The sequence below is a fragment of the Traorella sp. mt218 genome (genome assembly GCF_055420025.1).
In genome coordinates this window covers 20,945-34,031 of record NZ_JBVAYM010000023.1, presented here as the reverse complement: position 1 = coordinate 34,031, position 13,087 = coordinate 20,945, and the positions used below count along the sequence as shown (strand labels likewise).

The following is a 13,087-nucleotide window of genomic DNA, read 5'->3' as shown; positions in this document are numbered from 1 at the left end:
TCGGATCGATCTCATGCGCCATCCTTACTGCCAAAGCACTGGCGATAAACTGATGATGCAATCCCTGGAAACGATTCTGAGGAACATCTTTCTGATCCATGAACTCCATTGTTTTGATCTCATTTAAAATACCCTGACTTAAAAAGCCTCCCATCTTTCCAGTTGCGGAATTGATCTCATTAAAGGTCAGCCAGTATTTTGCCTTGCCTTTGTACCGGGTAAAGATGGCCCTGCAGTATCTCAGATAACACTCGATCATCCTACGATCTGCCCATCCATTCCATTTCTTGGTCAGACCAAAAGGTACTTCATAATGTGAAATGGTAATCATTGGCTCAATATTATATTTCAAACACTCATCGATCAAACCTTCATAAAACTTTAGTCCGGCTTCATTTGGTTCCTCTTCATCACCATTTGGGAAGATCCTTGTCCATGCAATCGAAAAACGATACATTTTGAAACCCATTTGCGCAAATAACGCAATATCTTCCTTATAGCGATGATAATGATCGATCGCATCATGACTTGGATAAAAGGTTGCTTCCTCCAAAACAGGCGTGATTCTCTTGCTTCGAGTCGCCGTTCCTCCTGTACAGATATCAGGACAGGAAATTCCTTTGCCTCCTTCCTGCCATGCACCCTCACACTGATTAGCTGCTGTTGCACCGCCCCAATAAAATCCTTTTGGAAAACTCATCTTTTAATTCCTCCTATTCTTTCTTAATTTATAACATTAAAATAAAAATAGGACAATCCTTCAATTTTATAAAATGATGAAAACATACATCGTTCCAAAAGAAATCATGCTTTTCTTCATGAAAATGCAGCCAAATGAATGGCTGCATTTTTACTCATTATTTAATATTTAAACAACTACTTGTGATTTTATGAAAATAAAATGATCAGGATCGTAAGAGTAATGATACTTATGATCATGCTTAAGGAATTAACAGCTGCCGGTACAGGTGTTTTCGAATCGATCATGTAAGAATAAACAGGAGCTACTGATGAGATCGGTGCAAATAAGCTTAAAACGATCATCTGTTTTGCGGTAACTTCTACCGGCAAGAAAACAAAAACAAAAATTGAGATCAAGATCATCAAGCCATATCTGCCGATCAAGATATCACGGATTTTTTTTACCTGTGATAAATCCAGCTTTATCTCCAATGATATACCGATCATGAGCATGGCCAAAAAGGCATTTGCATTACCCGCAATACTTGCGACACTGATCAATTGTTCAGGAATCGTTATATTTAAAAACGAAAGGATGAATAAAAGCACATAAGTACAAAACGGTACAGAAGAAAGCAGTCTTTTTATAAACTCAACTACGATCTTTATCCCTCTTGATCGTACGACCATCGAGCTGGCAACCGAGTAAGTACCCCCTAAGCACATGATCGCATTTCCCGTATCAAACATTATGACATAGGCCAATAAGCTGGATGGAAAAAAACTTTGAACAAAAGGAAGCGTAAATGTTCCGATATTATACCCGGACATATTGATCATATATATTGCTTTTTCCATCAAAGATTCCTTTTTGACCATCATGTACCCTACAACAATCGTAATGATATTTGACCCAAAACCAATCAGCAAGGCTAATAACAGTGATGATGAAACTTCAATATGACCGACTGAAGTAAACAGTGCACATGGCAAAGTAACATTCATGATTACAAACGATAAAAAGCGGGCATGTTCTTTTTGAAAGATCCCCTTTGATTTAAAAACATACCCCATAACGATAATTAAAATAAACCCTATTGCTTTGATCAAAATATCCAGCATATCTTCACCCCATTTGAATACTGATTTATTTTACCACTTTCTTTTTCAAAATCAATGTTTCATATAATAAAAAGCAATCAAAGGATTGCCTTGTCCATCAATTCCAGCAATTCTTTGATCACTCCCTGATTTTCATTTGAATCAATTATTTTATCCGCTGCTTTCTTTGCTTCCTCACTTGCATTCGCTACTGCATAACCACAGCCTGCCATCGACAACATTTCCACATCATTACCGCCATCGCCAAACGCAATACATTTATCCGGGGATATACCAAAATGATCACACAGCTTTAAAAGCGCATTTCCCTTATTCTGATTCTTGATGATCAGATCAATGCATCCCTGGCCACCGCTTGTAGACACGATATCAGGAGGCAATGATAAACCTTCCATCAGCTCTTTTGTTTCATTTATCGGACACATCAAAGCAAATTTCAATATATGATCCCTGACGATATATGCTTTGAAATCATCCACCCGCTTCAGCTTATGATAATAGCGATGTATCTGTTCATAAAAAACAAGACCGTCTTTTTCTAATACATACGCTGAATTTTTTCCACATACGACAATCTTGATCTGTCTGTATTTCTGAAGCTCTTCTAAAACCATATTAACCGTTTTTGCTTCCATGATACCGCAGTAAAGCTCTTTTCCCTCGCTTATGATCCATGCGCCATTTTCCGCAATATAGCTGATCTTATCACCATATTCTTCAAAAAAGCTTTTCAATTGATAATATTGATTACCGCTAGCAGCGACAAAATGACCGCCTTTCTGATAGAAATCATTAAAAAACTGATGAAAAGCTTCCCGGTCATATGTCTTATCATGGGTAAGGAAGGTCCCATCCATATCAACAGCTGCCAGCTTTATGCTCATGCTTTCTTTTCTTCCTCTTTCTTCTTTTTCAAATCTCTTCCATAATATTTTTCTATTTCTTCTTTCATATTATCCGGAATTTCTTTCGGTACCGGAATGACATACGCATTCGCCATTTTTTCCACAAAATCACAGATAAAAGAAGTATCCTGAAGCAGCATCTGCTCAGATAAATGCTCGATTACATCATAGCGGGAATGAATTTCACCCGTACCTGATGTAGTGATACGTGCAAAAGAAACGGCTGGTACACCTTTATCAGCAAACGGTGTAGAATCACTGGAATAAACGCCCTGGGATACTTCGATCGGGAATCCCTTGATCTTTCCAAAATAATCAATGTAATGAACAAGTGACATATCACTTGTACACACGGCAATCCTACGTCCCATGATCGATCCGATCATATCTACATTGACGCATAGCATGATATGTTCCATCTCTTCCTGATGTGCTTCTACATATGCCTTTGAACCTAAAAGTCCCCGCTCCTCACTGCCACACCAGATAAGCCGTATGCTGTGTCCTAATTTTTTATCCTTTAATTCTTTCGCTAGACCATACAGACAAACACTTCCTGTCGCATTATCATAAGCTCCCTTTGAATGTGGAACGGAATTATAGTGAGCGGTGCAAACAAGGATATCATCATTTTCACCTTTTATATCACAAACAAGATTATGGGAATGAACCTTTTCAATGGTTTGTTTTACAACGATACGGACTTCGCTGGCCCCTTTTGCCACCATTTCCATCGCATCATCTACACGAATATTAACTCCCGGAAGGTTGCCGAATTCCTGTAAGGTTTCTCTTAATTCTCTTGGATCAAGATCGTTTTCTTCTCTGTCAATATTTCCATTATATGTGATAAAACCAATGGCTTTTGCTTCTGTAATGGCCTTGAATGTCTTCATTCCCAAATAACCATTTACCAAGGCAATCTTACCGCTGACCTGTTTCCTGCTGACGGCATTATCGCTTTCAAAATAACAAAGATCTCCGACAAGCCCTTCAGTATTGGTGCAGCCCATATAAGCTGTTGCCTCATATGTTTTCTGATAAGGCTGCAATACCTCCAGTGAAACTTTTGATACATGATTGGTGACTACATCAAAAGCTTCGATATGACTTTCCAGACCAATCTTACTCAATTCATCCTGAATGATATGACAGGCTTCTAATTCTTGATCTGTCCCGCCTATTCTTTCAAAATATAATTTTTCTAATAATTCATATTCATTGCTTTTCATGATATTACCTCCATGTTTACTATTCTAGCACGTAAAAGGGCTGTATTACAGCCCTATTTAAGTAAATTCATAAAGGATTGACCATTTTGCGGTGCACTGACTCCAAAGAAATCACATACGCTGGCACCAACATCTGAAAGTGTCTTACGAAGTCCGATGCTGACTCCCTCAACACCTGCTTTTTTAATTAACAGTGGTACATTTTCACGAGTATGACGGTTATGACCGATATTTGGATCATTTCCATGATCCGCCATGACGACCAATACATCATCATGTATCAGATCCATGATGATACCGATCTTTTCATCCGCAATTTCCAAAAGATTCTTGTACCACGTCGAATCCTGTGAATGACCGGCAAGATCCGTTTCTTGTACATTGGTACAGATAAAACCGTTTTTCATATCTTTGATTTCCTGAATCGTAAGATCCAGCACTTCCGCCGTATCAACACATGATACTGACTTACCGGTATCATTGGCAACGATGTCGGCTACCTTCCCAAACAGTGATACCGGTATATGAGCATGGCCTAAAATCGTCGGGGCCTGTACTTTTTCATCGACGCCATAACCTAAATGACGACACTGATAGCCATGTTCATACGATTTTGATTTAACAGCATGAATACCGATAAATCGGTCCTCACGTGTTTCTTCTGCTGCCAGAATATCATCGATCGTAGTATTGGTGCCGCCAAATGGAATCACACGATTCACGGTGGCAACCTCACGTACCAGACGGCCGATTTCCAATTCCTTATCAAAAGAGAGATAATCAAGCGGTGCCGTACAATTATAAGCCATACCTAGATCAGCATCGATATTATCAGCTACCGTACAATAATCATCGACCAATAAATATCTTAAATGACCATTTTGACGTACTTCTACTTTATGACCATGCTTTTTTAAATGTTCTTTGATCTCATCAACTTTTTCCTGAAATGGCTGGACCACCGGTTTTTTAGGAAGTGAACCCATGATTTCCTGATGCCCCATAAACGTATCTGCACCAAAATGCATCAATTCGCTTTTGCCCCAAACAGCCTTATCAGAGAATTTCATCTTCTCGCTTTCTTTTCCAAAGGCGTTCATAAGTCCTAAAGCTTCCAGATTCGGTAATTTTAAATCAGGATGATCATGGAGGATACTGCCCAAGGTAGAGCTTTTTTCATCACCCGGGCGAGCGATGGCAGCATCGGCCATCGCCTGCATACCAAATCCATCCAATACGATTACGATAAACCTCTTATCCATTTTTATTCCTCCAAAGCTTTTATAATGCTTTTTTCGAGAACCTCTAAAACAGTGTCTGCACCGCAGCGATTCGGATTGATACGAATCATCGTGTCAGCAAAGGAAGGATCGCTCTTCAAAAAGGTTCCCGATACCCGATAAAACAATGGCGCAAATTCATATTTGCTTTCAGCACCGACCGGATTCGGCAATGCTCCCAGCTTTTCAGCTTCTATCAGCACCTTCTTTGCGATCGGTCTTTCAAATTCTATCAATAAGACCTTCGATTGAGCATTAGCCAGATAAGCATGTTTTACACCTTTAATACCTTGCTCATGGATTCTTTTTAAGATTTCTTCTCCCGTCTGCGCAGAAATGGCCAGCATCACCGGTGCATTGATCAAGCCTCTAAGCACCTCCAAGGCTTCCCATCCCTGAACCTGACAGCCTCCTGAATAATGCATCTTGCGAATTTTTTCAATATATTGCTTCTTACCTACGACACAGCCGATGCCTTCCGGTCCCTGCAGCTTAAAACAAGAAAAGCAGGACATGTCGGCACCTAATTCACAGCTGATTCTGCTTACTTTTAAGACTGCATAATTATCATCACAAATGATAGGAATATCACGACAGCCTTGAATGGTCTTGATCACTTCTTCCATCGAATAACGGTCATCCGGTTTCTGTCGTGTAAACTGGATCAAAGCACCCTTGATATCTGTATGTTCTTCCATGACATGACGCAGCTGGTCCAACGAGTTGAAATCTGCCTTTACGATTTCCAGCCCAAGCATATCTAAGCTGATCTGAGTTGTTGAATAAACGGCAGCATCATGGACCAAAATCTTATCTTTCGGTTTGAAAATCGAAGATAATCCATAACGTATGGCGCCGGTACCGGCACCTCTGACTAAAATACAGTCTTCGGCATGAAAAAATTCCGCAATCGCTTTTTCAGCCTTATGGGTCGTCAATGGCTGGTTTTCAGGCTGATGGACTCCTAGATCACCACGTGTCAGAAATTCACTTCCCGTAAAATAATGCATGGCACATGCGCTCATACGAAACTGCTTCTGCATCGCTTCTTCGATATGAATACTTTCTAAAGGATATACTTTCATAACTTGCCTCACTCTACCTGATAACCCTCATTAAAATAAGAGTCAATATCTAAAAAATATCGTTCGATCAATTCATCATGAACATGTTCGATCTTTTCACTTAGTTTCAATAAACGTGCGATCTTATCATTTCTGCTTTCACACATCAGTAAGGTCGCCATACCCAATCCCTTTTGAGGAATGGCCAATGCTGTTGCCTCAGCGATATTGCACACACGTACATAACCTTTATTGGCTGCTTTTTGAATCTCTTGAGTCCGGCTATCAAAATGACCAAATAAAGAATCACCAAAACCAAATAAATCAACAGGACCTTCAGTAACCATCAATACATCACATTGTTTCAACACATCTTTTAAATAAGCGGTTAATTCATTTCTTGGCGCATGTGCTTCCATGACATCGATGATCGTTGAATCGATACCTTCATATTTCTGATCGCTGAAAACTTTGCCATATCCATCAGCTTTCGTTATCCCTGTCGCAATTTCAAAAGCTTTAAATAAGATCTCACGATCTCTAGCCATAAAGCCAATTGAATTACCGGCAACGATTCCATCCGTATTCGCTTTAAGCGAGATATTGCGATCTTTTTCGATCAGCTTTGAGATCATCCCATAGATATTGACACACATGGCCGGTGCCAGCACACTTCCGCCCCCATCATTGCCAATACCTAAATCATTGATACCGGCAAAAACATTCAAGGCAGTACCTGAGGATGAGCCTGACATATAATGTCCGGTGATCGGATTGATCAGCTGGGTATCTACCGCTCTTCCCGCCAACTGTGATTTCTTATCGATCGTATGCAATCCAAAACCATGTGGCTCCAGCTTTTTCATAAGCGTATTAGGTATGGACGCTACATTTTTGATTCCTACAAGAATACTATCTTCATCGGGATCAAAAACACGAACGACCGATTGATATGGATTCAACAAGGCCAGACGATGCTGTTTTTCATACTTATCCTTCATTTGTTTCACCTTTCTTAAGCATATGACCATAAGCATCATAGATTCCAAAAAGTTCAGGCCTATGATCTTTCAGTCCTTTCACAACTGCGATATGACTGCGTGTCGTGAACATTTGTGCCCTAAAACACATCAGCACGGTATCACCTACATCAAATCTGCCATCCAGCTCAAAATGATAATCGATCGAATCATCATGGACCGCATAGGCTTTTGTCAGCTTCAGATCATCTGCCGAGTGACCCACAAGTGCATATTTCAAATGTCCGCGACGATAATGTCCGCCGCCATAACAATAAGCTTTATCCAAATAATTATGTGAGATCTCACTTACATACACATAACCCGTTCTTTCATATCCGTCATTATTTTTATGGAAGGGTGTCGTTCCTGTAAGTCCATGACCCGGCTCTCCATTATTACCGCCAAGCTCATGAATGAGTGGGATAGATGCCATACAAGTGGCAGAAGGAAGATTGATCAATAAATCATGATATCCTCTCTTTTCAAGCAATAAACGTCCACGCTTTAATGCATGATAATTCGCTGTCGGAGCAATCTCATTTTTGCTTTCATCATATAAAAGCGCAGGAAAGATGGTCAGGCCACCGATTCTCACATGCTTAAGCATTTCGATGCGATCGACCAATGCCTCCAATTCATCCACCATGAAGCCGCCGACCTGGCCCGAATAAAATTCTGAATCAGAATCACTGATGCGCAGCATGATCGGCTGGATCATATCCAGCTCTTGTGCTGCCTGATTGATTTCTAATATCTTTTCATAAGAATAAACGGTCATGACCGTCGGTCGTGCTGCTACCACTTCTTTGATGCATGCTTTTGGTATCTGAACAAGATGACCTACATTGCCAAGCTTGATATGATTTTTTAACATGACCAGTGTTTCTTTAAAATCAACTGCCACAACACCGTCAAAACCTAATTCTTGCAGACCTTTGGCAATTTCCGGATTACGTCCGAGCTGTTTCAACATGAAAAATAATTTAACTCCTAATGGATCGGCAATTTCTTTCATTTTCCTGCCATTTTCCATAATCGTATCATAATCCAATACATAGGTATCAGGTAAAATAAGTCCCTTTTGATGAAGATGAAAGGCAAATTCAATTAAAGCACGATTATTCTCCTGTACTTTTTCTATAAACATACCCTTCCCTCCTCTTTATTTCCATTCATTATCTAAGACTCTTGCAGGTGTCAGTGTCGTAATCTTATAAATATCTTCATCGGTTGCACCATATTCCTTCATCAAAGGCAAAACGGTCTTATATGCCGCAAGATAACCGACACCGCCATGGGCAACAAAATAGCTTCTTCTTGAAACATCATCGCTAACCATCAAATGATCTCCATATCCAGCTTCAATGATCCTAACGGCATTTCTTGCCCTTACTTCATCAGCCATATAGCTTACCTTCCCACAAGTATCAAAAGCTATATTGACACCTCTTTCTAATAAGCTTAAATGATACTGTGAATCATCGATCAGATCCTGATGCCCGATAATGATCTTATCCGGATCCATTCCACAAGCCAGCAACGTATCAATCGTTTCCATTGCTGTATAGCGTGATGTATGCGTACTGACAGCACAACCTACTTTTTTTGCTGCCATTCCCGCTGCTTCCAAGATCTTTTTTTCATTCTTTACAAATGAATTCGGACTTGATGCGATTTCCGCGATAATACCGGCTTTGATCCCTGTATTATCGATGCCCTCCATCAGTTCTTTGACATATATATCTGCAATCTCTTCAACACTGGCACCATCCATCCAGTCGGGATGGTATTCAGACAGATAAAAACCTGTCGAGCATATAATATTCAAACCTGTCTGAAGCGCAATTTCTTTTAATTTCAATACATCTCTTGATAAATCAATCGTTGAAACCTCAATGGCACTTTTGACACCAAGCTCCATCATCATCTTTATTTCCGGTACTACCTCTTCTACCGTTTCTATCTTCGAAACACCATCATGCCGCACCCGATCTAAATCAATAATAAAATGCTCATGACACATCGTAGCACCTAATTCACTTTTTTCTATATCACCAAGTACTGTTCTAATCATGTTAACTTACCTCATATAAATGAAGGGCATCAAGTTGACTTGATACCCTAATGAACGATTTTATTCAGGCTTGCCTTCCGTTTTATCAACCAGCGCTTTAACTAAAGCAGGAACAACAATATCCGTATGCGTCTTTACATAACCGAATGCCTTATGATTGCCACTATAAACCATGTGACGAATTTGCTTTTCATTAGGACAATTGCCCTGTTTTGAAACTACTAAACAATTACCATATCCCAAAACCATGATCGCTGTCGCTAATGAACCACCGCCACCAGTCATGCAGCTGCCTAAATAATAATCGATTTCTTTATTTTTTACTTTACGTGCAGCTATCATATCCGGATCCGTATAAGTTTCAACTTGATCAGCAAAATTTTTATCTATAATATCTTTTGTCTGGGTTGCCGTTAAACCGCAACATTCAATCTTAATCACAGAAAGCCTCCTTTATTTATATAATCATTATATAACGATAAATCCTAGTGCTACAACAATATTGTAGATGATACCTACGGCAACTGCAGCAATAGGACCAACTGCACTCTTTGGTAATCTCTGACCCGTTACTTCATTTACAACATAGAATGCACCAACAAGCATGATACCTACTTCACCCCAAGTTGCATTAGCAGCAAGGAAAGCACCAATCGTCAATGCCAAACCGATCGTAGAGATCATACCATCACGAATATGATCGCCACATTTCGAGAGTTCCGGGAATTTCGATAACAATTTTCCTAAAAGACCGATCAACTGGATTTCAACAAATTCTGCTGCGAAGCCTAAGATCGGAGCCAGCCACCATGTCGGTGCCAAAACACCAAACAACATAACTGAACATAGACCAACTGCCTGATAAACACCGGTAGCCAGTGAAGTTGATACGATCAACGGAATAAAGGCAATGATGACACCTACCATGGCAATGTAGAATGGCGTCATATCGTTTGATAAAACAGCTGCTGATAAGATATAAGGCTGATATGCCTGAGCTAAGATCTTGATACCTAAAGCATTCAATGCACCCTGAACGCAAAGATACTTCCAGTTTGATTTGATTCGATCTGCATTTTTAGAGAATAAGTTTTCTTCTTCTGCATCTGTTTCAACACTTTCTGAATTGCTGCTTCCTTTTGCGGCAAAGACGATCAGGCAGATCATACCTGCCAGCATTGCGAAAGTGTATGGATATAAGCTGATGTTGATAGAGCCGATAGTTACGGTTCCAACAAGTGTACATAAGATATAAACGATTGCTTCAATGACACCTGTTCCGATACCTTTTCTTGCACCAAACTGTCCGGCTATTGCTACTGCCGGGAACATACTGAAAATCGGCAATGTAGGGGTAGAAATGTTCGTCAGGTCATTTAAGAAATTATAAGGCAATGCCATGAAAGCCTGATTGATAACATTCGTGCCAAAAGCACAAAGCAAACCATATCCGGCACCGATACCTAAGGCTACCCACTTATTTGGTGACCAAGCACCTAAACAGTCTGTCGCAATAAGCGTTAAGTGACATGCAATCAAGCCAGTACCGAGCCACTGACTGAAACCAGCAAGCACCCAACCAAAGCCCATACCTGTAATAACAACAGCAAATTCTGCTCTTGACATTCTCTTTTCGATCAGTTCTGGGAACACCGGTCTAGCACCATCGTTAAAGTTAGAAATACATTTATGCGACAATAAGCTTGCCCATGCACAAATCATTACTAATACAACGGTTCTGGCCCACATTGGAAATTCAAAGTTAGTAATAATTCCTTCCATATTTTATCTCCTTTTCTTTTCTCTTAATTCCACTCATCATTTGTTTGAAAGAATGAAATTAAGTTATTTATATGAAGCAAAAGATAACCCTGCTCGGTTTCATTCAACGGTATATCTGTTGCTTTCATAACCTTATCTAACACTTCTGTTGAGAGCGGATAAGTATCCAGAGAAGTTAATTCGTTCAATACTTCCTCAGGAAGTTCATCGATATCCTCCTCACTATGCAGACGTGCATACGCTGCACATAAATGAGCGATGAACGTATCAGCATTTTCTTCCTGTAACGTAACACCATATTCTTTTTCAAATAAAGATATGACCTTATTCACATTTTCAACATCTTTTTCAGTAATCATACCGCCTTCCAGATAAAGCTGTAATCTTTCACTAAAATCCATGATTCCACCTACTTCCTTTTCTTCTTTACCGGCATCTTTCTTTTATCATCAGGATGATATTCAACATATTCTCCTTTTAAAAATTGATAAGAGATATATAAGCAAAGCTTATCTGCCCATAGAGATATCACGATTGCAAACATACATGTAACAATCAATAAAGCATAATTATTCATATTCTGTACCTGCATAAAACCAATCATCAAGAAAGCGACTACGATCATCACAAACAGATAGCGAACCATCTTTAATTTTCTGATCGACCTGAGATCATATGTCATTTTCGCATGACAATGAGAACAGCTGATCGTTTGTCTTATATTTTTATAATTTAGCTCTATAGGCTGTCCGCATCGATAACATTTCACCGATCTTGTCAAGATATCACCTCGTACAAATTTTTGTATATTTACATTATTATATTAAACTACTCGTTTGCTGATGTCAATATTTTATATACATTTTTATGTATTTTATAATCAAACAAACAAATATCCCTATAAAAAAGCAGACCTTGATTTTCTTAATAACTAGGTGTTATTTTTCCTTCTAAAACCAGCTTCTGAATGTTTGTCACTGCCTTGACATCAATGATCTCATCCAATAATGAGGCCATTTCAGGTTCTTCTTTATTTACGACCAAAACTGCTTCATCCGCAAGAATATCCAGATTTTGAATTTCCACATAATTCACTTCGATCATCTTATCCAATATCTCATCCTTGTTCCATACAGAGGCATCAATATCACCGGACATGACACGCTTTAAGCTCTGCGAATAATCAATATGAACAAATTCTACTTTTTTTCCTTTACATATAGCTTCAGTCAAACGTTTTTGATCCACGGAATCATTATCGACACCGATTTTCATACCGTCCTCAACCGCATCATATTTATTGTTTTTAAAAATGATGACATGCTCGCTCAGATAAGAATATCTTCCAAAGGACTTTACGATGATGATATTATTATATTTATCCAATATCTGTTCAGCCGCATCTCTGGAAATGATGGCATAATCATAACGATTCGATTCCAGCATGCTGATTCGGTTCAAAGAGCCACGCATATACGCCATGGAAGCCGGAATATTATAATGATTTTCCATCGCTACCAATAAACCGCTGGCCAATCCTTCATAACGTCGTGAATAAGGCAGAGGCATCACACCGACAATAGAGGTAATCCCCGCAAATTCAAGTAATACCTTCATATTTTTCTTAATGAGATAAGAGCCTAGATGTCCCTTTGATTCAATTCTTATCGCATCATTGTTCTGAAGCGTTTTTAAAGCATTCTGCACCGTTCCGCGCGCAAGATTAAAACGATCACTGATTTCAGTTACCGTAGGAATTTTATCACCGACACTGTATTTTAAAAACTCCTTTGCGAGCGTCAGGGTCACATAACCATTTTTACTCAATAAAATTTGCTTATAGTCCATATATTTCTCCATCCTTATTCTATCACAAAATAAAGATTTTTAACGAATTTTATAAAAAAAAGACGCATTTCTGCGTC

General features: G+C 39.2%; 14 protein-coding genes. All 14 read right to left on the bottom strand.

Going from position 1 to position 13,087, the window contains the following annotated elements; translation table 11 throughout:
* Window positions 1-700: glycoside hydrolase family 1 protein (locus ACZYT3_RS10560; RefSeq protein ID WP_464088623.1), on the bottom strand; the 700-nt coding region annotated here is incomplete at its 3' end.
* Between the two features lie 188 nt (window positions 701-888).
* Complete coding sequence (locus ACZYT3_RS10555) at window positions 889-1,803, bottom strand: AEC family transporter (protein ID WP_294561447.1); 915 nt, start codon at window positions 1,801-1,803, stop codon at window positions 889-891.
* 77 nt (window positions 1,804-1,880) lie between these two features.
* Complete coding sequence (locus ACZYT3_RS10550; RefSeq protein WP_464088622.1) at window positions 1,881-2,687, bottom strand: HAD family hydrolase; 807 nt, start codon at window positions 2,685-2,687, stop codon at window positions 1,881-1,883.
* Window positions 2,684-3,940, bottom strand: coding sequence for a M28 family peptidase (locus ACZYT3_RS10545; RefSeq protein WP_464088621.1), 1,257 nt, complete (start codon window positions 3,938-3,940; stop codon window positions 2,684-2,686). The genes ACZYT3_RS10550 and ACZYT3_RS10545 overlap by 4 nt, the downstream gene beginning before the upstream one ends.
* A 53-nt stretch (window positions 3,941-3,993) precedes the next feature.
* Window positions 3,994-5,202 (bottom strand): phosphopentomutase, encoded by a 1,209-nt coding sequence (locus ACZYT3_RS10540; RefSeq protein WP_464088620.1) that lies wholly within the window; start codon window positions 5,200-5,202, stop codon window positions 3,994-3,996.
* 2 nt (window positions 5,203-5,204) lie between these two features.
* The gene (locus ACZYT3_RS10535) at window positions 5,205-6,305 is read right to left on the bottom strand and encodes an aminotransferase class V-fold PLP-dependent enzyme (RefSeq protein WP_464088619.1); all 1,101 of its coding nucleotides are present in this window, start codon (window positions 6,303-6,305) and stop codon (window positions 5,205-5,207) included.
* An 8-nt stretch (window positions 6,306-6,313) separates the two neighbouring features.
* On the bottom strand, window positions 6,314-7,285 hold the full coding sequence (locus tag ACZYT3_RS10530; RefSeq protein ID WP_464088618.1) for an amidase family protein: 972 nt from the start codon (window positions 7,283-7,285) through the stop codon (window positions 6,314-6,316).
* Window positions 7,275-8,453, bottom strand: coding sequence for an alanine racemase (locus ACZYT3_RS10525; RefSeq protein ID WP_464088617.1), 1,179 nt, complete (start codon window positions 8,451-8,453; stop codon window positions 7,275-7,277). Before ACZYT3_RS10525 ends, ACZYT3_RS10530 begins: the two co-directional genes overlap by 11 nt.
* A gap of 15 nt (window positions 8,454-8,468) precedes the next feature.
* The gene (locus ACZYT3_RS10520) at window positions 8,469-9,380 is read right to left on the bottom strand and encodes a phosphotriesterase family protein (RefSeq protein ID WP_464088616.1); all 912 of its coding nucleotides are present in this window, start codon (window positions 9,378-9,380) and stop codon (window positions 8,469-8,471) included.
* Window positions 9,381-9,440: 60 nt separating this feature from the next.
* Window positions 9,441-9,821, bottom strand: coding sequence for a DUF2620 family protein (locus ACZYT3_RS10515; protein WP_294561455.1), 381 nt, complete (start codon window positions 9,819-9,821; stop codon window positions 9,441-9,443).
* Window positions 9,822-9,848: 27 nt separating this feature from the next.
* Complete coding sequence (locus ACZYT3_RS10510; RefSeq protein ID WP_464088615.1) at window positions 9,849-11,162, bottom strand: YhfT family protein; 1,314 nt, start codon at window positions 11,160-11,162, stop codon at window positions 9,849-9,851.
* A 23-nt stretch (window positions 11,163-11,185) separates the two neighbouring features.
* Window positions 11,186-11,563, bottom strand: coding sequence for a PRD domain-containing protein (locus ACZYT3_RS10505; protein ID WP_464088614.1), 378 nt, complete (start codon window positions 11,561-11,563; stop codon window positions 11,186-11,188).
* A gap of 8 nt (window positions 11,564-11,571) precedes the next feature.
* Window positions 11,572-11,943, bottom strand: a complete 372-nt coding sequence (locus tag ACZYT3_RS10500; RefSeq protein ID WP_294561458.1) for a hypothetical protein — start codon at window positions 11,941-11,943, stop codon at window positions 11,572-11,574.
* A gap of 143 nt (window positions 11,944-12,086) precedes the next feature.
* Window positions 12,087-13,010, bottom strand: a complete 924-nt coding sequence (gene yhfZ, locus ACZYT3_RS10495) for a GntR family transcriptional regulator YhfZ (protein WP_464088613.1) — start codon at window positions 13,008-13,010, stop codon at window positions 12,087-12,089.
* Window positions 13,011-13,087: the final 77 nt, after the last annotated feature.